Source organism: Croceicoccus naphthovorans, assembly GCF_001028705.1.
Lineage (GTDB): Bacteria > Pseudomonadota > Alphaproteobacteria > Sphingomonadales > Sphingomonadaceae > Croceicoccus > Croceicoccus naphthovorans.
On record NZ_CP011770.1, the window covers coordinates 1,655,797 to 1,676,562 of the forward strand.

Below are 20,766 nucleotides of genomic sequence, written 5' to 3' on the forward strand. Positions count from 1 at the left end.
GGCGGCCAAACCGTGCGCGATCCATGCCGAATGACATTGCCAGATATTGCGGCGCGGCGCAGAGTGCGCGCCATGAGCCCCTTGATTCCGCACCCGGCGCATCCGCCGCGGTCCATCCGGTCGGTCCTTGCCGATCTTGTCAGGCTTTCCGACGGGCGGGCAATGGCGCGGTATCGCATTACCGGCATCGATGAATTGGTTCTGCCGGAATTCGCGGGAAGGGGACGGCAGAACGATCTGTGGCGCACGACCTGTTTCGAACTGTTTCTGAAGGGCGATGGCGCGGCCTATCGCGAATACAATTTTGCGCCCTCTGGCCGATGGGCGGCCTATGCGTTCGACAGTGTGCGCGAAGGCATGAAGTCGTTCGACCCTATCCACATCCCCGAGATCTCGGTCGAGAGCGGCGACATGATGGCAACGGCGGTCGCCTTTATTGCCGAGGGGGACTTGCGCGGCATGTCGCATGCGGGACTGACAGCGGTGATAGAGGAGTCGGGCGGGCACATGTCTTACTGGGCGCTCGCGCATGGCGGTGAACGGCCCGATTTTCACGATCCGGCTTGCTTTGCATTAGAGCTTGGCGCAGCAGCGCCTGCATGAAATTCGGTATCGATCGCCTGCTCGCCGACGACGGCTTGCGCGCCGCGCTTGACGGCCGCCGCGTCGCCCTCGTCGCCCATCCCGCTTCGGTTACTCAGGACCTGACCCATTCGCTCGACGCGCTGATTGCGGCGGGGGTGAACGTGACCAGCGCGTTCGGCCCGCAGCACGGGCTGAAGGGCGACAAGCAGGACAACATGGTCGAGACCGAGGATGAGGTCGATCCGGTCTACGGCATTCCGGTTTTCAGCCTCTATGGCGAAGTGCGCCGCCCGACTGCGGCGATGATGAATACCGCCGAGGTTTTTCTGTTCGACTTGCAGGACCTTGGCTGCCGTATCTATACCTTTGTGACAACGCTGCTCTACATGCTGGAAGAGGCGGCGAAAGCAGGCAAGGAAGTCTGGGTGCTGGATCGCCCGAACCCCGCCGGTCGTCCGGTTGAGGGTACGCTGCTGATCCCGGGGCAGGAAAGTTTTGTCGGCGCAGGTCCGATGGTTATGCGCCACGGATTGACGCTGGGCGAGATGGGGCACTGGTTCATCCGGCACTTCAATCTCGACGTTCGCTATAGGGTGGTCGAGATGGAGGGCTGGCAGCCCGAAGGGCCGGGTTTTGGCTGGCCCGAAAGCCGCATCTGGATCAATCCCAGCCCCAATGCCGCCAACCTGAACATGGCGCGTGCCTATGCGGGTACGGTGATGATCGAAGGCGCGACGCTGAGCGAGGGCAGGGGCACGACGCGCCCGCTTGAAGTGCTGTTCGGCGCGCCCGACATCGACGCGAAGACAGTGTTGGGCGAGATGCAGCGCTTCGCGCCGGAATGGCTGACGGGCTGTGCAATCCGCGAATGCTTTTTCGAGCCGACTTTTCACAAGCACGCCGGACAGCTTTGCAATGCGCTGATGGTCCACGCCGAGGGTGCGTTTTACGATCATCACGCCTTCCGTCCGTGGCGCTTGCAGGCGCTGGCGTTCAAGGCGATCCGGCGGCTCTATCCCGATTACCCGATCTGGCGCGACTTTCCCTACGAGTATGAGTTCGACCGGTTGGCCATCGACGTGATCAACGGCGGCCCCGCGCTGCGCGAATGGGTCGACGATGCGGGCAGCGAAGCGGACGATCTCGATGCCGTGGCGGGCAAGGATGAGGGCGAGTGGCGCGAGACGATTGCGCCACTGCTGCTGTATTAGGTTAGCCTTGCTTCCGGCTCAATTCTCGCATCGCGTCGTCCAGCCCGTCCAGCGTCAGCGGATACATCCGGTTGTTCAATAACTGTCTGATCATCTTGTTCGACTGATTGTAATCCCAGACGCGCTGCGGTTCGGGGTTCAGCCAGACGCAGGCGGGATAAGTGTGCGCCACGCGTTGCAGCCATGTCGCGCCCGATTCCTCATTCATATGTTCGACGCTGCCGCCGGGGTGGCTGATCTCATAGGGGCTCATCGCCGCGTCGCCGACAAAGACAATCTTGTAGTCGTGCCCGTATTTGTGCAGCACGTCCCACGTCTTCTCCCGCTCGTTCCAGCGGCGCCGGTTGTCCTTCCAGACCCCTTCGTAGAGGCAGTTGTGGAAGTAGAAGAATTCAAGGTTCTTGAACTCCGCCGTGGCGGCGCTGAACAGTTCCTCACACAGTTTGATATGCGGGTCCATCGATCCGCCAACGTCGAGGAATAGCAGCAGTTTCACCGCATTGCGCTTTTCCGGGCGCATATGGATGTCGAGAAAACCCTGCCGCGCAGTGCCCTTGATCGTGGCATCGAGGTCCAGCTCGTCCGCCGCCCCTTCGCGCGCGAAACGGCGCAACCGGCGCAGCGCCATCTTGATGTTGCGGGTGCCCAGTTCCCTGGTGTTGTCCAGATTGGCGAACTCGCGCTTTTCCCAAACCTTGATCGCGCGCTTGTGCCGACTTTCCCCGCCGATCCGCACGCCTTCGGGGTTGTATCCGCCGTTGCCGAATGGGCTGGTGCCGCCTGTCCCGATCCACTTGTTGCCGCCCTGATGCCGACCCTTCTGTTCCTCCAGCCGTTTTTTCAGGGTCTCCATGATCTCGTCCCAGTCGCCCAACGACTTGATCTTTTCCATCTCCTCGGGTGAGAGGAACTTCTCGGCCACGGCTTTCAGCCAGTCTTCGGGGATGTCGACCGGGTTCTGGCCGTAGTCAGAGAAAACGCCCTTGAAGATTTTCTGGAACACCTGATCGAACCGGTCGAGCAGGCCTTCGTCTTTCACGAACGTCGCGCGGCTGAGGTAATAGAACGCCTCGGGCGACTGTTCGATCACTTCGCGGTCGAGCGCCTCGAGCAGGACGAGATGCTCTTTCAGGCTGGCCGGAATGCCCGCAGCGCGCAGTTCGTCGAGGAAGTTGAGGAGCATGGTCGCGCGCTCAGCGCCCCTGCCGCCGCGCCATGAACGCGAGGCGTTCAAACATCATGACGTCCTGCTCGTTCTTCAGCAGCGCGCCATGGAGCGGCGGGATCGCCTTGGTCGGATCGCGGTCCTGCAAAACCTCCAGCGGCATATCCTCGACCAACAGCAGCTTCAACCAGTCCAGCAATTCGCTGGTGCTGGGCTTTTTCTTCAGTCCCGGCACGTCGCGCAATTCGTAGAAGATCTCCATTGCCTTGCTGACCAGTGCCTTCTGGATGCCGGGGAAGTGGACCTCGATAATGTCGCGCATCGTGTCGGCGTCGGGAAATTTGATGTAGTGGAAGAAACAGCGGCGCAGGAATGCGTCGGGCAGTTCCTTTTCGTTGTTCGAGGTGATGACCACGATGGGCCGTTCGCGCGCCTCGATCCGCTCTCCGGTTTCATAGACATCGAAGCTCATGCGATCGAGTTCCTGCAGCAGGTCGTTCGGGAACTCGATGTCGGCCTTGTCGATCTCGTCAATCAGCAGGACGGGCAGTTCGGGCGCGGTAAATGCTTCCCACAATTTGCCCTTCTTGATGTAGTTCGAAATATCGTGGACGCGTTCGTCGCCCAGCTGGCCATCGCGCAGACGAGCGACCGCATCGTATTCATACAGGCCCTGCTGTGCCTTCGTCGTCGATTTCACGTTCCATTCGATGAGCGGCGCGCCGGTGGCCTTTGCGATTTCATGGGCCAGCACCGTCTTGCCCGTACCCGGTTCCCCTTTGACGAGAAGCGGGCGACGCAAGGTTACGGCCGCGTTGACGGCGACTTTCAGATCGTCGGTCGCGACATAGTTGCTGGTGCCTTCGAAACGCTGCATTGATCGATCCTGATTAACTGTGCTTTGGACTTGAGGTAGGGCGTGGCCAGCATGATGACAACCGGTTTCGCTGCGCGTGCGAAGGGGATCGCATGACAGGTATCGTAGCCCGGATTTGCACTGAAATGCGGTCGGGTAGCCGCCTCGATGCAAGGTCGGTTCGGCATTATGGCTGGATTCTGGCGGGGCTTAACCTGCTGTCGCTGGCTTTCCTGCTGGCGACCTCGCGCGGCGGGGTGGATCGGTTCGGGCATATACTAGGCACCGATTTCCTCAGCTTCTGGGCAGCCGGCAAGATGCTGATCGCCGGAGCCGCACCCTATGATGCCGCCGCGCATGTCGCGGTGCAGAGTGCGGTGTTCGATGCGCCGGGTGGTTATCCGGCGTTTTTCTATCCGCCGTTGTTCCTGATTTTCTGCCTGCCGCTTGGGCTTGCGCCTTACTTCGTATCGATTGCCGCGTGGCTTGCCATAACGGGCGCGGCCTATGTCGCGGCATTGCGGGTTTGGTTGAAGGAACTGGACTTCCGGCTATCGCTGCCCCTGTGGCTGGCGGCATTCTCGCCGGTGTTCCTGACGATTACGCATGGGCAGACGAGTTTCCTCAGTGCCGCGCTGCTGGGGGCGGGCCTGTTTCTCGTACCGCGCAAGCCGGTAATTGCCGGGCTGATGCTGGGCCTCGCGACGTTCAAGCCGCAGTTCGGCTTGCTGATCCCGGTTGCGTTGTTGCTGACCGGCAGTTGGCGCACCATTGCTGCGGCGGTGTTCAGCGCGGCCATGCTGGCACTGGTGAACACGGTGCTTTTCGGGCCGGAGGTCTGGGCCGATTGGCACGCGCTGACATCAAAGGCGCAGGATGCGACGGCCAGTGGCGAAATCGGTTTCGCCAAGATGATAACGGTTTTTGCAGGGGCGAGGTTGATCGGGCTGTCCGATGGGGTGGCCTTCGCGTTGCAGGCCATTGCCAGCATCACTGTGATTGCGGCAATCGCTTGGGCAAGCTGGCGACGCGGGTGGAGCGACGCCTTGGCGGCGTTGGTGCTGGCCGGGGCGGCGCTGGCGACGCCATTCGCGCTCGATTACGATCTGCTCTTGCTGGGCTTCCCGCTGCTGTGGATCGCGGCGACGGGATTTCGCGACTTTGAACGCTGGGGCTGCGCACTTGCGTTTGTTGCGCCGATCATTGCCCGCCCGCTGGCGATGCAGGTCGGGGTGCCGATCATGCCGTTTGTATTGGCCCTGATCTTGGCGTTCTTGCTAAAATGCGTACCGCCCCGCGCTGCCTAGGCGTCGATCAGGTCGCGGTCGATCTCTGCGGCGCGGTTCTGGATGAAGTTGAACCGGTGTTCCGGGTTGCGGCCCATCAGTTCGTCGACCAGTCGACCGACGCTGGCCCGCTGTTCGAATTCCTGCGGCAGGGTGATGCGGATCAGGCTGCGACTTTCGGGGCTCATCGTCGTTTCGCGCAGCTGCTGCGGGTTCATTTCACCAAGGCCCTTGAACCGGCCCACGTCGACCTTCTTTCCCTTGAATACCGTCGCCTCCAGCTCGGCGCGGTGCGCGTCGTCGCGGGCATAGCGGCTCTCTTTCCCGGCGGTCAGGCGATAGAGCGGTGGTTGGGCGAGGTAGAGGTGCCCGCGCCGCACGATTTCCGGCATTTCGCGGAAGAAAAACGTCATCAACAGGGTCGCGATATGCGCGCCGTCGACATCGGCGTCGGTCATGATGATGACGCGGTCGTAGCGCAGGTTTTCCGGGTCGCAATCCTTGCGAATGCCGCAGCCCAGCGCCAGCGTCAGGTCGGCGATTTCCTGGTTGGCGCGAATCTTGTCAGCGCTGGCCGAAGCGACGTTCAGGATCTTGCCGCGGATCGGTAAGATCGCCTGCGTCTTGCGGTCGCGCGCCTGCTTGGCGCTGCCGCCTGCGCTGTCGCCCTCGACGATGAACAGTTCGGTATCGCCATCCCCTTCGCCGCTGCAATCGGTCAGCTTGCCGGGCAGGCGTAGTTTCTTGGCGTTGGTCGCGGTCTTGCGCTTTACCTCACGCTCCTGCTTGCGGCGGAGGCGTTCGTCCATCCGCTCCATGACGGAGCAGAGCAGCGCCTTCCCGCGCTCCATATTGTCGGCGAGGAAGTGGTCGAAGTGATCGCGAACTGCGTTTTCGACAAGGCGCGCGGCCTCGGCGCTGGTCAGGCGGTCCTTCGTCTGGCTCTGGAACTGCGGGTCGCGGATGAAGAGCGAGAGCATGATCTCGCTGCCGGTCACCACGTCGTCGGGCGTGATGTCCTTGGCCTTCTTTTCCTTCACCAGTTCGCCGAACGCGCGCAGCCCCTTGGTCAGCGCGGCCCGCAACCCCTGTTCGTGGGTGCCGCCGTCGGGCGTGGGGATCGTGTTGCAGTACCAGCTATACGATCCGTCGGACCACAGCGGCCATGCGATCGCCCATTCGACGCGGCCCTGCTGTTGCCCGGCTTCGTTCGCGGGAAAGTCCTGCGACCCGGCGAAGAAATCGCTGGTCACGCATTCGCGCGCGCCAACCTGTTCTTTCAGGTGATCGGCCAGACCGCCGGGGAACTGGAACACAGCCTCTGCCGGAACGTCGTCGCTGGCCAGCTCAGGTGAACATTTCCAGCGGATTTCGACGCCCGCAAACAGATAGGCCTTTGACCGGGCGAGGCGAAACAGGCGGGCCGGCTTGAACTTCTGCGCCCCGAAAATTTCCGGGTCGGGCGTAAAGCTGACCGTGGTGCCGCGCCGGTTGGGCGCCGCGCCGACCTTTTGCAGCTTCGTCGTCGGCAGGCCTTGCGAGAATTCCTGCGCGTAGACTTCCTTGTTGCGTGCAACTTCCACGCGGGTCTTTACCGACAGCGCATTGACGACCGAAACGCCGACACCATGCAAACCGCCACTGGTGGCATAGGCCTTGCCGCTGAACTTGCCGCCCGAATGCAGCGTGGTGAGAATGACCTCCAGCGCCGACTTGCCCGGATACTTCGGATGCTCGTCAATCGGCATGCCGCGACCGTTATCGCTGATTGTAATCGTGCCGGCGGTGCCGTCCGGCCCGGCCTCCAGCGTTACCTCGATCCGGTTGGCGTGGCCTGCAACCGCCTCGTCCATTGAGTTGTCGAGCACTTCGGCGGCAAGGTGGTGCAGCGCGCGTTCGTCCGTACCGCCGATGTACATGCCGGGGCGGCGGCGAACAGGCTCCAGCCCTTCGAGAACCTCGATTGCAGAGCTGTCATAGGCCTCTGCCGAACCGGCGGGTGCATTTTCGAACAGATCGTCGGACATAACGCGAACGCTAACGCCCCGCGCGCCTGTGAAGCAAGCGCGCGGGGTAAGTTATCGCCAGTGGTGGCGTGATTGTCAGAACTTGGTCGGCGCGGGGGATACGACCTTGACCCCGCCCGAAGTGACTTCGCGAACCTCGAAAGCGCGTTCCACGACGCCTTCGTCGAAACGGAATGCCCCGTCGAGCCCGATGAACCCGCCTGCGTCGGCCAGCGGGCGGGTCGGAAAGCGATCGCCGACTTTCCAGTCGCGCGCGACCTTGATGGTCAGCAGGACCGCGTCATAGCCCAGCGTCGAAATGCGATAGGGCGAAGCGCCGAACCGGCTCTTGTAGCTGTCGGAATAACGCTTGAAGCGTCCGTCGCTGATCGCGGAGAACCATGCGCCGCGCAGAGCGGAGGACTGGGCAATCTGCTCGTCGCCGCTCCACAATTCAGTGCCGATTATCTTCGCCGCCTTTTCGGCGTCGCGGATCAGCGGCCCGGCACGGACCGCCATGCGCGACCCGTCGGCGATGATCACCGCCTGATAATCGCCCTTGGCAGCCAGACGCTTCACCGCATTGGAAAGCGAGGTCGCATCGCGGTCATAACTTTCGATGGCCATGACCTTGGCCCCGGAAGCGCGGGCAGTGTCCATGATCGCATCGCTGGCCGCGCGGCCATAGTCGCCGCTGGGCACCAGCGCGCCGAACGTCGTCATGCCCTGACCGACCGCGAATTTCATCGACCGTTCTAGGGACTGAGCGGGCACTTGCCCAATCACCCAGACGCCGTCTCCACCCGCGCGCTCGTCGTTCGAAAAGCTGATGATCGGCACCCGCGCGGGGCCTGCAATCGACTTCACCGCATCAAGATTGTCCGACAGCAGCGGGCCGAGGATCAGGCGGTTCCCGTCCGCAATCGCGCGCTGCGCCGCATTCCGCGCACCAGCGGCGGTATCATACGTGGTGATGCGAATGTTCGAGGTATTCGTATCGAGCAGCGCCATCGTCGTCGCGTTCGACAGCGACTGGCCCACGCCCGAATTCGAGCCCGACAGCGGCACGAGCAGCGCGATGCGATGCCGCGTCTCGTCGCCAGAGGGCAACTGCCCGGCGGTCGGCTGGTCGGGCTGAGGCGGAGGCGGAGCCTCGCTTTTCGGCACCATTCCGGCGCAACCGGCCAGCAACAGCGCGGTCATCCCGGCCAGTCCAGCGCGGACCGTGTGGCGGCGCGAGGCATTGACCCGCGTAATCATGCTTGCATCTCCCTGAAAACCCCGTGCATCTGCATCCCTATGTCCGACGCACCTGAAAGTTCCGTGTCTACACGTCTCGTAGTTGAATCAGGCCTCTATATAGTCGCGACCCCGATTGGCAATCTCGGCGACCTTAGCCCGCGCGCGATTGCGATATTGGGGGCCTGCGAAGCGGTGGCCTGTGAAGACACGCGCGTTACCGGCAAACTGATGAACCACGCCGGAATGAAGAAACGCCTGATTCGGTATGACGATCATGCTAGCGATGCGACGCGCGAACACCTGCTGGCACTGGCGGCGGAACGGCCGGTGGCGCTGGTGTCCGACGCGGGCACACCGCTGATTTCCGACCCAGGCTATAAACTGGTGCGAGAGGCGCGCGAGAGAGGCATCTCCGTGGTAAGCGTGCCGGGGCCGAGCGCGCTGATCGTGGCGCTGACGCTTTCGGGCTTGCCGACGGACCGGTTCCTGTTTGGCGGTTTCTTGCCGGTGAAGGACAAGGCGCGGGGAGATATCTTCGCGGAACTGGGCGCGGTGCGCGCGACTCTGGTGTTCTATGAGACTGCGCCGAGGCTGGTCAGCGCGTTGGGTGCGATCAACGCCGCGCTGCCGGGACGAGAGGTCGCGGTGGCGCGTGAATTGACCAAGAAGTTCGAGGAATGTCGTACCGGGTCGCCGCAAGACCTGATCGATCACTACACCGCGCATACCCCGAAAGGTGAGATCGTGCTGATGATCGGGCCGCCGGGCGAGGAGCCGGCCGCCGATCTCGACATCGATGCGCTACTCCGCGCCGAACTGGGCGATCACAAGCCGTCGCAGGCGGCAGCAAGGTTGGCCAAGGCGCATGGGCTGGACCGCAAGGCGCTCTACGCTCGCGCGATGGAACTGAAGTGACCGCCGCCCCCAAACGCATCCGTGCCGAGAAGCAGGGCCGCAAGGGCGAGGCTGCGGCAGCGATGTATCTGCGTGCCAAGGGCTGGCGCATCCTTGCCGAACGCGTGCGCAATCCGGCGGGCGAAATCGACTTGATCGCCCGGCGCGGGTCGATGGTGATTTTCGTAGAGGTAAAGTGGCGGCAAAAGGCGGTGGACCTCGATCTGGCCATCGATGCGCGCCGCCTCGCCCGGGTATCCGCTGCTGCGGAGGCGGAGGCGCACAACTACCTGACCGACGGCGACGACATGCGGATTGATGTCCTGCTCCTTGCGCCGGGGCGATTGCCACGCCATCTGGCGAACGCCGGCCAATTCTGAAGGATCTTATCCCCGTGACAACACCCCTGCGCGTCGCCGTCCAGATGGACCCGATGGAATCGATCGGCATCGCCGGGGATTCGAGCTTTGCCCTGATGCTGTCGGCACAGGCGCGTGGGTACGAACTGTTCCACTACGATGTGCGGACGCTGGCATGGAAGTCGGACGGGCAGGGCGGCGGACGCGTCACGGCATGGGCCGCGCCGGTGACGGTGCAGCGTGTTGAGGGCGACCACTTTACGATGGGCGAGCATCGCACCATCGACCTTGGCCGCGATGTCGATGTCGTGCTGATGCGGCAGGATCCGCCGTTCGATATCGGCTATCTGACCGGCACCTGGCTGCTGGAGCGGATCAAGGGCGAGACGCTGGTCATCAACGATCCGGTCTCCGTCCGCGATGCGCCGGAAAAGGTCTATGTCCTCGATTTCGCTCGGTTCATGCCGCCGACGCTGATCACCCGCCGGATCGAGGATGTGCGCGAATTTCAGCGCGAACATCGTGATTGGAGTGGGGGCGCCATCGTGATGAAGCCGTTGCACGGCAATGGCGGCAAGGCGGTGTTCAAGGTGGATGCAGAGGGATCGAACCTGTCCGCGCTGGTAGAGATTTTCAACCAGACCTGGCCCGAACCCTTCATGGTCCAACCGTTCCTTCCCGACGTTTCGTTGGGCGACAAGCGCATCGTGCTGGTCGATGGCGAAGTCGCGGGCGCGATCAACCGCCTGCCGGGCGAGGGGGAGTTCCGATCCAACCTTGCCCAAGGCGGCAGCGCCGAGGCAACTGAACTGACCGAGACCGAACAGGAAATCTGCGCCGCGATGGGGCCGGAACTGAAAAAGCTGGGCCTCGTCTTCGTCGGCATCGACGTGATCGGCGGCAGGTGGCTGACCGAAATCAACGTCACCAGCCCCACCGGGATCGTCGCGATAGACCGTTTCAACGGCACCGACACGTCGGGCATGATCTGGAACGCGATAGAGCGCCGAATCGCCGAACGCGCCGCCACATAAGGCAAACGGCGCGGCCCTTGCGCCAAAAGGCGGAGCTTTCGGCTCGTTGATCCGTTGGGACAAATATGAACGACTTCATCATCCAGTTGATCGAAGGCGGCGGCTATCTTGGCATCGCCTTCCTTATGGCGCTGGAAAACGTATTCCCGCCGATCCCCAGCGAAGTCATCATGGGCGTGGCAGGCGTGGCGGTTCATGCCGGTCGGATGGATTTCTGGCAGGTGCTCTGGTGGGGCACATTGGGCGCTACCGTCGGCAACTATGCTTGGTTCTACCTTGGCAAGCGGCTCGGGTATGAACGATTGCGCCCCTTTGTCGAAAAGCATGGCCGCTGGCTGACGATGGACTGGAGCCATGTTGAGGCCAGTTCGCAATTCTTTCGCAAGCACGGCCAGTGGGTCGTGTTCTTTCTGCGTTTCTCGCCGCTGATGCGGACGATCATCTCGCTGCCCGCCGGCTTGGCGCACATGGGTACGGGGCGGTTCCTGATTTTCACGTTCTTGGGGTCCGCCGTGTGGAATGCGGCCCTGATCGGCAGTGCAACCCTGCTGGCCAGCTGGTTCACGGGTTTTGAGGAAGTGCTGGGCTATATCGTGATCGGCATGATCGCCGTGGGTGCGGTTTGGTACGCCTGGCGCGTGATGACGTGGCGGCCCAGCACGCCTGCGGAAGACCCCGCCGAATAGCTACTCCGCCTCTCGCGGGTGGGCATTGCGATAGACATCGAGTAGCGTTGCCGCGTCGACTTTGGTGTAGATCTGCGTCGAACCGAGGCTTGCATGGCCCAGCAACTCCTGCAGACTGCGCAAGTCGGCCCCGGCGGCCAGAAGGTGCGTCGCAAACGAATGACGCAGGGCGTGCGGCGTCGCCGATGGTGGCAGTCCCAATGCCTGCCGCGCCCGTACCACCGCCTTTTGGAGAACCCCTTGCGACAATCGACCGCCGCGCGCCCCGCGAAACAGTGGCTGGTGCGGGTTCAGGGTGTAGGGCGTGGCATCGACGTAGGCATCGATCGCCTGCTTGACCAAGGGGAGAAGCGGAACCGTTCGCTGCTTCGATCCCTTGCCGGTAACGGTCAGCCGGTCGCCTAGCGGGAGGGCATCGCCGTTGAGTGACAATGCCTCGGCAATGCGCAGGCCCGATCCGTAGAGCAACAGCAGAACCGCCCGATCGCGAGCCCCGATCCATAGCTCTTGCGGCTCATCTGCGACGAGATCGGCCAAGCCGATTGCATCATCCGGCGTGACCGCGCGGGGGATGCCTTTCTTGACGCGCGGCCCGCGCATTCTCGGTACATTTTCCTGTTTTTTGCCAGCCTGTTGCGCCGCAAACTTCAGAAACGTTTTGATAGCCGACAATTCTCGCGCGGTCGAGGCGTTGGTCAAACCATCCTTGCGCCGATCCGCCAGGTAGCGGCGCATCGTCAGGTGATCGCAATCGGCCAACGGCCCCCATTCGGGCTCCACGTTTTCAAATCTCAGAAAGCGCCGGGCAGTCGTCGTATAGGCCCGCACGGTGTGCTCGGAACGCCGCAAATCGTGGGTCAGGTGCCGATGCCACGTGCCGATCAGGCGCTCGACGCGAAAGTCCGGCTCCTCGCTCACGGGGCGTCCATCAGGCTGGGCGAGACGATGTCGGCGATCAGGCTGTCGAGGACGATCATGCCCTTGTCGGTGACAGCGACGCGACCGTCGTGCCTCGTGACGAAACCAAGTCGCTCGTATAACCCGATACGGTCGGCATCGACCAGCTCGGGGACGGTAATCGCAAACCGTCGGGCGAGGGCAGCCGGATCGACCCCCTCAGCAAGCCGCAGGCCCATCATCAAGGCCTCCGCGGCCTGTTCCGCACGGGGAAGGGGGCGTTGCTCGACCATGCCGTGTCCGTGCTCGGTCACGGCGGACAGGTAGTTCTCTGGCTTGCGATGACGCTGCGTCGCCGTGCCGCAGCGCCGCCCATGCGCGCCGGGGCCGATCCCCGCATAGTCACCGTATCGCCAGTAGGTCAGATTGTGGCGGCTTTCCTCGCCGGGTCGGGCATGATTGCTGATTTCATAAAGCGGCAGACCGGCAGCGCGGGTCATGTCCCCGGTCATCGTGAACAGCGTGCTGGCCAGGTCGTCCTCGGGCAATTCGAACGCGCCTTTCCGGAAATCGGTGGCAAAGCGCGTGCCCGGTTCGATGGTTAATTGGTAGAGCGAAATGTGCCCCGTACCGAACGCCAGCGCGCGGCGCAGCTCATCTTGCCACTCGCTCTCGGACTGGCCGGGGCGTGCATAGATGAGGTCTATACTTACCCTGCCGAAGTGCTTTTGCGCAACGTCCAGCGCCGCGATTCCCTCACTAGCATCGTGCAGCCTTCCAAGAAATTTCAGTGCGTTGTCATCCAGACTTTGCAAGCCGAGTGAAGTTCGGTTCACGCCGGCCGTTGCAAGGTCGGCAAAGCGCGCGGCTTCGACGCTCGACGGATTCGCCTCCAATGTAATCTCGATATCGGGCGCAAAGTCCCAATGTCGCGCGGCCTGCTCGATCAGTCCCGCAACCAGAGCGGGCGGCATCAACGAAGGCGTTCCGCCACCGAAAAAGATCGAGCCCAACTCGCGCCGCCCGGTAGCCTCCGCCTCGAACGCCATGTCCGCCAGTAACGCCCTCTGCCACGCATCCACGTCCACGCCGTCGCGGACATGGCTGTTGAAGTCGCAATAGGGGCACTTCTTCAGGCAGAACGGCCAGTGGATATAAAGGGCAAGCGACATGCCGCCATTTCAGCGCCTGTTAACCCGGCAATGTCAAGAAGGGGGCATGGGACGGGTCACGGAAATCGTGCTGGGCATTGCCGGCACCATCGCACTTTCGGCAGGCTTGATCGGGTCGGGTTCGGCCCGCGAACTGAAATGGGTAGAGGAAATCGGCGAGGGCAGCTTTGCCGACCGGCTGCTGGAATCGCATAACGAAGAACGCCGGCGCGTCGGCGTTCCCGAATTGCGCTGGAGCCCGAAACTGGCCGCACAGGCCCGCGATTATGCGCAAAAACTTTCGAAAGGCCGTTCATTGGTTCACGCCAGCCGCGCCGAACGCGGCGGTGCGGGTGAGAACCTTTGGCATGGCCGCGCCGGGTTTTATTCTGCCGAGGAAATGATCGAAGGCATGGTGGACGAAAAGCGCCACTTCAAACGCGGCAACTTCCCGCAGGTCAGCACGACCGGCCAATGGGCCGACGTGGGCCACTACACGCAAGTAATCTGGCGCGAGACGACAGAAGTCGGATGCGCCGTAGTGCCGGGTGGCGGCAACGACTGGCTGGTGTGCCGGTACTGGCCCGCCGGTAATGTCTATGGAAGGCCGGTGCTCTAGGCGCCGAACTGCTCTGCCACCAGCTTGCGGAACGCATCAGCGCGGTGGCTCATCGCGTGTTTCTCTTCCGGTTGCAGCTCTGCAAACGTGGCATCGCGGCCCTGCGGCACGAAGACGGGGTCGTAGCCGAAACCCATCGTGCCACGCGGCGGCCAGGTCAGCGATCCGTCGACCCGGCCTTCGTAAACCGCCTCTCGCCCGTCGGGCCATGCCACGGCCAGAACGCAGGAAAACCACGCTTCGCGGGGCGTCTCAGGGCCCTTTTCGGCCAGCATCCCCTCGACCTTGCCCATCGCCATGTACCAGTCACGCCCGGCGGGCCCTTCGAACCACTGCCGTTCTGCCCAGTCGGCGGTATAAACGCCGGGCCGCCCGTCCAAGGCCACGACCGACAGGCCGGAATCGTCGGCAAGGCTGACGATCTGCGAGGCCTGCGCCGCCGCCCGCGCCTTGATCAGCGCGTTTTCGATGAAAGTCGTCCCCGTCTCGGCGGGTTCCGGCAGGCCCAGCGATCCTGCACTGATGCAATCCACGCCATAGGGCGCAAGCAGGGCCGAAATTTCCTTCAACTTGCCCGCGTTGTGGGTGGCGATGACCAGCTTGCCGGAACCGAGACGGGGTGAATCGCTCATTTTACAGCTGCGTCTTGCGCTTTGAAAATCTCGTCGCAACCGGTGCGGGCGAGGCGGAGCAGGCGCAGCAGACCTTCTTCATCATAGGTCGCACCTTCGGCGGTTGCCTGAACCTCTGCGATCTGACCGCCTTCGATCAGGACGAAGTTTGCATCGGCATCGGCATTTGAATCCTCGGCATAGTCGAGGTCCAGCACCGGCGTGCCGTTGAAGATGCCGCAAGAAACGGCGGCGACGCGCCGGGTCAGCGGATCATCCTTGATCGCGCCGCTGTCCAGCAAACCCTGCACGGCCAGGCGTAGAGCAACCCATGCGCCGCTGATCGAGGCGGTGCGGGTGCCGCCATCGGCCTGCAACACGTCGCAGTCGAGCGTGATCTGCCGTTCGCCCAGCTTCTTCAGGTCGGTGACGGCACGCAACGAACGACCAATCAGGCGCTGAATTTCCTGCGTCCGACCCGACTGCTTACCCTTGGCCGCTTCGCGCGAACCGCGCGTGTGCGTAGCGCGAGGCAGCATCGAGTATTCGCCCGTGACCCAGCCTTCGCCCTTCCCGCGCAGCCATGGCGGCAGGCGTTCCTCGATGCTGGCGGTGCACAGCACGCGGGTGTCGCCGAAGCTGATCAGGCACGATCCCTCGGCGTGCTTGGTGAAGCCGGTCTCGATAGTGATGGCCCGCATTTCGTCTGCGGCGCGGCCGGATGGGCGCATTTTCTGGTGATTCCTTCGTGATGTCGTCAGATATGCACGCCGCGTTAGGCCGATCGGGCTTGAGGCCGCAAGGGGAGGGCTTAAATAAGCATCCATGGCCAGCCCACCGCTCAACGAAATGACAGACCGCGCGCGAGAGATTTTCCGTCTTGTCGTCGAGGGCTATCTGGATTCGGGCCAGCCGGTGGGATCGAAGACATTGGCAGGGGAAGGCCTGAACCTCTCGCCAGCCTCGATTCGCTCGGTCCTTGCCGATCTTGAGCGTCTGGGCCTGCTGGCCGCGCCGCATACCAGCGCGGGGCGGATGCCGACTGAAACGGGGTTGCGGCTGTTTGTCGACGGCATGATGCAGGTTGCCGAACCCAGCGCCGCTGAACGCGCAGCGATAGAGCGTGAACTGGCCAGCCCCGGTCCGATCGAGGATGCTCTGGGCCGGACGAGCGCATTGCTCTCCAGCCTTTCGGCCTGCGCGGGTGTCGTGATGGTGCCCGCCCGCGAACCGCGCCTCACGCAGCTAAGCCTTGTCCCCTTGGGCGACGGGCGGGCGCTGGCGGTGCTCGTGGGTGAGGATGGCGCGGTGGAAAACCGCGTGCTCGACCTGCCGCCGGGCACCGATCCCTCCGCGTTGGAACAGGCGGGCAATTACATATCCGCACGTCTGGCCGGACGCACGCTGGCCGAGGCGGCGCTGCTGGTGAAGCGCGAACTGGCCAGCGAGCGCGCCTCGCTCGACGCCGCTGCGCGCGATCTGGTGGAGCGCGGGCTGGCCGTGTGGAGCGAGGATGCGGCCCGCCGCCCGGTGCTGATCGTGCGCGGGCAGGCGAACCTGTTGGACGAAAGCGCGGTGGAGGACCTCGAGCGGGTACGCTCGCTGCTCGACGATATCGAGCGGTCCGAACAGGTTGCCGCCGTGCTTGCCTCAGCAAGAGAGGCGGAGAGCGCCCGTATCTTCATCGGATCGGAGAACAAGCTGTTCTCGCTTTCCGGCTCTTCCGTCATCGCCTCGCCCTATCGCGACAGGGACGGACGGGTCATCGGCGTGGTGGGCGTTATCGGGCCGACTCGGTTGAATTACGCGCGTCTCGTCCCCATGGTGGATTTCACCGCACAGAGTTTGGGGCGCAGCCTTGGGATCAACCCCGCACGGGGCCTCGGGCGTATACCCGGACAGAATTGACAGGAATTTCATTAGGTCATGAGCGACGACAAGACCCGCGACGAAGCGGTCGAACAGGAATTGAAGGGCGTGCCCGAGGACATGATCGACGGCGACGAAACCGACGACACGGGTGAGGGCGATCGTCTGGCCGCGCTGGAAGAGGAACTGGCCGAGGCGAAGCAGCAGGTGCTTTATGCCCGTGCAGAGACGCAAAACGTGCGTCGCCGGATGGAAAAGGACGTGTCGGACGCGCGCGCCTATGCCGCAACCGGGTTTGCCCGCGATATCCTGTCGGTGCACGACAACCTGACCCGCGCGCTTCAGGCCGTACCGGAAGACCTGCGCGAGGACGAGAAGCTGAAGGGCCTGATCGCCGGGATCGAGGCAACCGCGCGCGAAATCGACAAGGTCTTTGGTCAGCACGGCATCACTCGCATCGCCGCGATCGGTATGCCGTTGGACCCGAACCAGCATCAGGCGATGGTCGAAATTCCGTCAGACGAAGCCGAGCCGGGCACCGTCGTGCAGGAAATGCAGTCGGGTTATATGATCAAAGATCGCCTGCTGCGTCCGGCGATGGTCGGCGTGGCGAAAAAGCCCGGCTGATACAAAAAAAGTCTCTGCATTCCCGGAACTTCGTGTCTCGCGCTCCGTAAGTCTTGCAACAGGGCACGAAACGGAGACGAGACGATGAAGACCAGGATGATCGCCATGCCCGTCATGGCCGCCGCCGCGCTGGCCACGGCTGGCTGTGCAGAGAATTACGCCGTGGAAGGCGCTGCTGCCGGGGCCGCCGCTGGTGCTGCGGTTGGCGCCGTTACCGGTGCGGATATTGGCACGGCTGCTGCGGTGGGCGCTGCAGCCGGTGCTGCGGGCGGCTATTTTATCGACAAGAACGACGGCTGCGATGGATACGACCGCGACGGGCGTCTGGATGACGACTGCTACGGGACTTATGGGTATCCGGTGGATCCGCGATAACGCGGCGATCTGGATGATGCGAAATGGCGCGGGCGAAAGCCTGCGCCGTTCTATTAGAAGGGCAGAATACTCTCCAGCTGCGCCAACGCAGGCGCACCCCTTAACGCAAATCCATTTCGCAACAGAAAGGCATGACGCACGATCTCTGCTTGCTGTTCGATCCCATAACTCGCCAAAGGCTGACCCGGCCTGACCGCATAATCATAGCGGCAGAACGGCTGCCGCATCAGAACCAGCCAGAAGCGGCCCCGCTCTTGCGCCTGCCACACGTGTGTCATCTCGTGCAGGAACAGGCCCTGCGCACTTAGCGACGCGGCGGCGAAATCGTCGGCGTAGGAAACGTGCTCCGCCGGGAAGTGGATATGTCCCATCGGGGCCATCGCGGTGTTCGTCGGCTGAAACGGGAACCAGCGTTTCCGGCGGATCGTAACCGGATCGACGTTCACCGCATCGCCGAACATCGACCGCACGAGCGATTTCTCGCCATCGGTCAATCCGCGTGTACCCCCGGCGGGGCAGGCCGGGGACTTGGTGCTCAGTGGTCCATTCCAGCCATGTCGCCATTGGCCATGTCGTCTTCCGCCATACCGCCAGCTGGCACGACATTCGCCGCGATGGAGGCCTTGTCGCCATTGGCGAAAGTGATCGTCAGGTCGGTCGTTCCGCCCGGCGCAATCGTAGCGTCCATATCGAAAAGCATCGCGTGGTATCCGCCCGACTGGAACGCGATGGGTTCACCCGGTTGCAGGGCGATTTCTTCAACCAGGGCCATCGACATCTTGCCATCTTGCGAAGTCGTCTGGTGCATTTCCGCACGACCCGCCCCCATCACCGATACGCCGACGATCGTGCGCGGATCTTCCGATGCGATGGTGAAATAGGCGACCCCCGGGCGGCCCGTTACCGCGGGCATCCGCACTTCGGCAGCGGTCAGCGAGACGCCTGCAGGTGCATCGGCGGCGGCGGGAACATCTACTGCCTCAGTCGGCGCGGGCGCGGGCGCTTCGGCACCGCAGGCGGCCAGTGCCAGCGGTACGATCAGGGCGGGGATCAGGTGTTTCGTGCGCATTTTCAACGGCTCCACAGGCATTCGATTTCGTCCCCAAATAGGGATGTACGAACCCTTGTGCCACCAAAAACCGCCCCTATATCGCCCCTGCAGAAACGAGCCGTGTGGCGGGCCTGCCCGCATGTGGGGGGCCCCGAAGGCACGGTGTCAAAATTGAAGGATGGGAATACGTAAAGATGGCTAAAGTTATCGGCATCGACCTGGGCACCACCAACAGCTGCGTCGCAGTGATGGATGGCGACAAGCCCAAGGTAATCGAGAATTCGGAAGGCGCGCGCACCACGCCTTCGATCACCGCGTTCACTAAGGATGGCGAACGCCTGATCGGTCAGCCTGCAAAGCGTCAGGCTGTGACCAATCCCGACAACACTCTTTTCGCGATCAAGCGCCTGATCGGCCGCCGCTTCGACGACCCCATGACCAAGAAGGACATGGAGCTGGTCCCCTATGACATCGTCAAGGGCAAGAATGGCGACGCATGGGTCAAGGCCGGTGGCGAAGACTATAGCCCCAGCCAGATTTCGGCCTTCATCCTGCAGAAGATGAAGGAAACTGCCGAGAGCTATCTGGGCGAAACCGTTACGCAGGCGGTCATCACCGTTCCCGCATACTTCAACGATGCCCAGCGTCAGGCGACCAAGGACGCCGGCCAGATCGCGGGGCTTGAAGTGCTGCGCATCATCAACGAGCCGACGGCGGCTGCGTTGGCCTATGGTCTCGACAAGGAAGACGGCAAGACCATCGCGGTCTACGACCTTGGCGGCGGTACCTTCGACGTCTCGATCCTCGAGATCGGCGACGGCGTGTTCGAAGTGAAGTCGACCAACGGCGACACCTTCCTCGGCGGTGAAGACTTCGACACCGCAGTCGTGGAATTCCTGGCCGATGCGTTCAAGAAGGACGAAGGCATCGACCTGCGCGGCGACAAGCTTGCGCTGCAGCGTCTGAAAGAAGCTGCCGAGAAGGCCAAGATCGAGCTGTCGAGCGCGCAGTCGACGGAAGTGAACCTGCCGTTCATCACCGCCGACCAGAACGGTCCAAAGCACCTAGTCAAAACGATCACCCGCACCGATCTTGAAAAGATGGTCGAGCACCTGATCGCCCGCACGAAAGAGCCGATGAAGAAGGCCCTTGCCGACGCCGGTGTCACGGCGAAGGAAATCGACGAGGTCGTCCTTGTCGGCGGCATGACTCGCATGCCCAAGGTGCGCGAGGCCGTTAAGGACTTCTTCGGCAAGGAACCGCACACCGGCGTGAACCCGGACGAAGTGGTCGCCATGGGTGCGGCCATTCAGGCGGGCGTGCTTCAGGGCGACGTCAAGGACGTGCTGCTACTCGACGTGACCCCGCTTTCGCTGGGCATTGAGACGCTGGGCGGGATCATGACCAAGATGATCGACCGCAACACGACGATCCCCACCAAGAAGAGCCAGGTCTATTCGACTGCCGATGACAATCAGCAGGCCGTGACGATCCGCGTCTTCCAGGGTGAGCGCGAGATGGCGAGCGACAACAAGCTGCTCGGCCAGTTCGACCTTGTCGGCATTCCGCCCGCACCGCGCGGCGTTCCGCAGATCGAGGTTACCTTCGACATCGACGCCAACGGCATCGTGAACGTCAGCGCCAAGGACAAGGGCACCGGCAAGGAACAGCAGATCCGTATCCAGGCATCTGGCGGCCTCTCCGACGCCGACATCGACCAGATGGTGCAGGATGCAGAGAAGTTCGCGGACGAGGACAAGAAGCGCAAGGAGCGTGCCGAGGCGCGCAACCAGGCCGACAGCCTTGTCCACTCGACCGAGCAGCAGCTCAAGGAACACGGCGACGCGATCGACGCTTCGCTGAAGTCCGAGATCGAGGCTGCCGTGGCCGAGGTGAAGACCGCCCTGGAGGGCGACGACGCCGATGCGATCAATGCCAAGTCGCAGGCCCTTGCCGAAAAGGCGATGAAGATGGGTCAGGCCATTTACGAGAAGCAGCAGGCCGAAGCGGCTCCCGCCGATGGCGCGCCTGCCGATGCCGGTGCCGACGAGGAAGTCGTCGATGCCGAATTCTCGGAAGTCGACGAAGGCGCGGACAAGAACTGAGCCTATCGAACGGTAATCCCATGATTTTTCCGGCTCGCTCCTTTCAAGGTACGCCCACTCGCGTTAACCTTGGAGAGAGCGGGCCGGACGTATTCTGGATGCCGTAGAAATTCGGGGCGCGATCGGACTCGCCGATT

The 20,766-nt window shown here is 62.9% G+C and carries 22 protein-coding genes; 12 read left to right on the forward strand and 10 right to left on the reverse strand.

The genetic code is table 11. The annotated features are described in order from the left end of the window. Nucleotides 1–72: 72 nt before the first annotated feature. Both AB433_RS08435 and AB433_RS08440 read left to right on the forward strand, forming a co-directional pair. Nucleotides 73–603, forward strand: coding sequence for a DOMON-like domain-containing protein (locus AB433_RS08435; RefSeq protein WP_053059066.1), 531 nt, complete (start codon nt 73–75; stop codon nt 601–603). Then, nucleotides 600–1,796 (forward strand): exo-beta-N-acetylmuramidase NamZ family protein, encoded by a 1,197-nt coding sequence (locus AB433_RS08440; protein WP_047820679.1) that lies wholly within the window; start codon nt 600–602, stop codon nt 1,794–1,796. Before AB433_RS08435 ends, AB433_RS08440 begins: the two co-directional genes overlap by 4 nt. 1 nt (nt 1,797) lies before the next feature. On the opposite strand, the gene AB433_RS08445 is transcribed toward AB433_RS08440, so the two are convergent. Then, nucleotides 1,798–2,979, reverse strand: a complete 1,182-nt coding sequence (locus AB433_RS08445; protein ID WP_047820680.1) for a vWA domain-containing protein — start codon at nt 2,977–2,979, stop codon at nt 1,798–1,800. 10 nt (nt 2,980–2,989) lie between these two features. Then, entirely contained in the window at nt 2,990–3,838 is an 849-nt protein-coding gene (locus tag AB433_RS08450) for an AAA family ATPase (protein ID WP_047820681.1), read from the reverse strand. Between the two features lie 125 nt (nt 3,839–3,963). Between AB433_RS08450 and AB433_RS08455 the strand changes: the two genes are divergently transcribed. Beyond that, nucleotides 3,964–5,124: a glycosyltransferase family 87 protein gene (locus AB433_RS08455; RefSeq protein WP_047820682.1), complete on the forward strand. Its 1,161-nt coding sequence runs from the start codon at nt 3,964–3,966 to the stop codon at nt 5,122–5,124. On the opposite strand, the gene parE is transcribed toward AB433_RS08455, so the two are convergent. Together parE and AB433_RS08465 are read right to left on the reverse strand one after the other, a co-directional pair. Further along, nucleotides 5,121–7,130 carry a DNA topoisomerase IV subunit B gene (parE, locus tag AB433_RS08460; protein ID WP_047820683.1) on the reverse strand — a complete coding sequence of 670 codons (2,010 nt, stop codon included), beginning with the start codon at nt 7,128–7,130 and terminating at the stop codon, nt 5,121–5,123. The genes AB433_RS08455 and parE overlap by 4 nt on opposite strands. Nucleotides 7,131–7,205: 75 nt before the next feature. Beyond that, the gene (locus tag AB433_RS08465) at nt 7,206–8,369 is read right to left on the reverse strand and encodes a penicillin-binding protein activator (protein WP_082134843.1); all 1,164 of its coding nucleotides are present in this window, start codon (nt 8,367–8,369) and stop codon (nt 7,206–7,208) included. A gap of 39 nt (nt 8,370–8,408) precedes the next feature. On the opposite strand from AB433_RS08465, the gene rsmI reads away from it, so the two are divergent. From rsmI to AB433_RS08485, 4 genes are all read left to right on the forward strand, one after another. Further along, a complete protein-coding gene (rsmI, locus tag AB433_RS08470) occupies nt 8,409–9,266 on the forward strand; it encodes a 16S rRNA (cytidine(1402)-2'-O)-methyltransferase (protein ID WP_047820684.1) in 858 nt (285 codons plus the stop codon). Next, entirely contained in the window at nt 9,263–9,625 is a 363-nt protein-coding gene (locus AB433_RS08475) for a YraN family protein (protein ID WP_281177794.1), read from the forward strand. Before rsmI ends, AB433_RS08475 begins: the two co-directional genes overlap by 4 nt. Nucleotides 9,626–9,639: 14 nt before the next feature. Beyond that, the gene (gene gshB / locus AB433_RS08480) at nt 9,640–10,638 is read left to right on the forward strand and encodes a glutathione synthase (RefSeq protein WP_281177795.1); all 999 of its coding nucleotides are present in this window, start codon (nt 9,640–9,642) and stop codon (nt 10,636–10,638) included. Between the two features lie 65 nt (nt 10,639–10,703). Beyond that, nucleotides 10,704–11,324, forward strand: a complete 621-nt coding sequence (locus AB433_RS08485) for a DedA family protein (RefSeq protein ID WP_047820685.1) — start codon at nt 10,704–10,706, stop codon at nt 11,322–11,324. On the opposite strand, the gene AB433_RS08490 is transcribed toward AB433_RS08485, so the two are convergent. Together AB433_RS08490 and hemW are read right to left on the reverse strand one after the other, a co-directional pair. Further along, nucleotides 11,325–12,242, reverse strand: a complete 918-nt coding sequence (locus AB433_RS08490; protein ID WP_082134844.1) for a tyrosine recombinase XerC — start codon at nt 12,240–12,242, stop codon at nt 11,325–11,327. Continuing rightward, nucleotides 12,239–13,393 (reverse strand): radical SAM family heme chaperone HemW, encoded by a 1,155-nt coding sequence (hemW, locus tag AB433_RS08495; protein WP_047820686.1) that lies wholly within the window; start codon nt 13,391–13,393, stop codon nt 12,239–12,241. The genes AB433_RS08490 and hemW overlap by 4 nt, the downstream gene beginning before the upstream one ends. Before the next feature lie 46 nt (nt 13,394–13,439). Here hemW and AB433_RS08500 point away from each other — a divergent pair, with 46 nt between their 5' ends. Beyond that, on the forward strand, nt 13,440–13,991 hold the full coding sequence (locus AB433_RS08500; protein ID WP_082134845.1) for a CAP domain-containing protein: 552 nt from the start codon (nt 13,440–13,442) through the stop codon (nt 13,989–13,991). Here AB433_RS08500 and rdgB read toward each other — a convergent pair. Beyond that, the gene (rdgB, locus tag AB433_RS08505) at nt 13,988–14,623 is read right to left on the reverse strand and encodes an RdgB/HAM1 family non-canonical purine NTP pyrophosphatase (protein ID WP_047820687.1); all 636 of its coding nucleotides are present in this window, start codon (nt 14,621–14,623) and stop codon (nt 13,988–13,990) included. The genes AB433_RS08500 and rdgB overlap by 4 nt on opposite strands. Next, nucleotides 14,620–15,333 (reverse strand): ribonuclease PH, encoded by a 714-nt coding sequence (gene rph / locus AB433_RS08510; RefSeq protein ID WP_047820688.1) that lies wholly within the window; start codon nt 15,331–15,333, stop codon nt 14,620–14,622. Before rph ends, rdgB begins: the two co-directional genes overlap by 4 nt. A 94-nt stretch (nt 15,334–15,427) precedes the next feature. Here rph and hrcA point away from each other — a divergent pair, with 94 nt between their 5' ends. The 3 genes from hrcA (at nt 15,428) to AB433_RS08525 (ending at nt 17,473) form a co-directional block, all read left to right on the forward strand. Continuing rightward, entirely contained in the window at nt 15,428–16,510 is a 1,083-nt protein-coding gene (hrcA, locus tag AB433_RS08515) for a heat-inducible transcriptional repressor HrcA (RefSeq protein WP_047820689.1), read from the forward strand. An 18-nt stretch (nt 16,511–16,528) separates the two neighbouring features. Beyond that, nucleotides 16,529–17,098, forward strand: a complete 570-nt coding sequence (grpE, locus tag AB433_RS08520) for a nucleotide exchange factor GrpE (protein ID WP_047820690.1) — start codon at nt 16,529–16,531, stop codon at nt 17,096–17,098. An 84-nt stretch (nt 17,099–17,182) separates the two neighbouring features. Next, nucleotides 17,183–17,473: a YMGG-like glycine zipper-containing protein gene (locus AB433_RS08525; RefSeq protein WP_047820691.1), complete on the forward strand. Its 291-nt coding sequence runs from the start codon at nt 17,183–17,185 to the stop codon at nt 17,471–17,473. Between the two features lie 53 nt (nt 17,474–17,526). On the opposite strand, the gene AB433_RS08530 is transcribed toward AB433_RS08525, so the two are convergent. Then, nucleotides 17,527–17,934, reverse strand: coding sequence for a hypothetical protein (locus AB433_RS08530; RefSeq protein WP_047820692.1), 408 nt, complete (start codon nt 17,932–17,934; stop codon nt 17,527–17,529). 74 nt (nt 17,935–18,008) lie between these two features. Then, nucleotides 18,009–18,542 (reverse strand): copper chaperone PCu(A)C, encoded by a 534-nt coding sequence (locus AB433_RS08535; protein ID WP_053059067.1) that lies wholly within the window; start codon nt 18,540–18,542, stop codon nt 18,009–18,011. Between the two features lie 176 nt (nt 18,543–18,718). Here AB433_RS08535 and dnaK point away from each other — a divergent pair, with 176 nt between their 5' ends. Further along, nucleotides 18,719–20,629, forward strand: a complete 1,911-nt coding sequence (gene dnaK, locus AB433_RS08540; protein WP_047820693.1) for a molecular chaperone DnaK — start codon at nt 18,719–18,721, stop codon at nt 20,627–20,629. Nucleotides 20,630–20,766: the final 137 nt, after the last annotated feature.

Coding starts and splice junctions, on each gene's coding strand:
- AB433_RS08435 (WP_053059066.1), top strand. CDS start 73: ATGAGCCCCTTGATTCCGCACCCGGCGCATCCGCCGCGGTCCATCCGG.
- AB433_RS08440 (WP_047820679.1), top strand. CDS start 600: ATGAAATTCGGTATCGATCGCCTGCTCGCCGACGACGGCTTGCGCGCC.
- AB433_RS08445 (WP_047820680.1), bottom strand. CDS start 2,979: ATGCTCCTCAACTTCCTCGACGAACTGCGCGCTGCGGGCATTCCGGCC.
- AB433_RS08450 (WP_047820681.1), bottom strand. CDS start 3,838: ATGCAGCGTTTCGAAGGCACCAGCAACTATGTCGCGACCGACGATCTG.
- AB433_RS08455 (WP_047820682.1), top strand. CDS start 3,964: ATGCGGTCGGGTAGCCGCCTCGATGCAAGGTCGGTTCGGCATTATGGC.
- parE (WP_047820683.1), bottom strand. CDS start 7,130: ATGTCCGACGATCTGTTCGAAAATGCACCCGCCGGTTCGGCAGAGGCC.
- AB433_RS08465 (WP_082134843.1), bottom strand. CDS start 8,369: ATGATTACGCGGGTCAATGCCTCGCGCCGCCACACGGTCCGCGCTGGA.
- rsmI (WP_047820684.1), top strand. CDS start 8,409: ATGTCCGACGCACCTGAAAGTTCCGTGTCTACACGTCTCGTAGTTGAA.
- AB433_RS08485 (WP_047820685.1), top strand. CDS start 10,704: ATGAACGACTTCATCATCCAGTTGATCGAAGGCGGCGGCTATCTTGGC.
- hemW (WP_047820686.1), bottom strand. CDS start 13,393: ATGTCGCTTGCCCTTTATATCCACTGGCCGTTCTGCCTGAAGAAGTGC.
- AB433_RS08500 (WP_082134845.1), top strand. CDS start 13,440: ATGGGACGGGTCACGGAAATCGTGCTGGGCATTGCCGGCACCATCGCA.
- rdgB (WP_047820687.1), bottom strand. CDS start 14,623: ATGAGCGATTCACCCCGTCTCGGTTCCGGCAAGCTGGTCATCGCCACC.
- rph (WP_047820688.1), bottom strand. CDS start 15,333: ATGCGCCCATCCGGCCGCGCCGCAGACGAAATGCGGGCCATCACTATC.
- hrcA (WP_047820689.1), top strand. CDS start 15,428: ATGGCCAGCCCACCGCTCAACGAAATGACAGACCGCGCGCGAGAGATT.
- grpE (WP_047820690.1), top strand. CDS start 16,529: ATGAGCGACGACAAGACCCGCGACGAAGCGGTCGAACAGGAATTGAAG.
- AB433_RS08525 (WP_047820691.1), top strand. CDS start 17,183: ATGAAGACCAGGATGATCGCCATGCCCGTCATGGCCGCCGCCGCGCTG.
- AB433_RS08530 (WP_047820692.1), bottom strand. CDS start 17,934: ATGTTCGGCGATGCGGTGAACGTCGATCCGGTTACGATCCGCCGGAAA.
- AB433_RS08535 (WP_053059067.1), bottom strand. CDS start 18,542: ATGCGCACGAAACACCTGATCCCCGCCCTGATCGTACCGCTGGCACTG.
- dnaK (WP_047820693.1), top strand. CDS start 18,719: ATGGCTAAAGTTATCGGCATCGACCTGGGCACCACCAACAGCTGCGTC.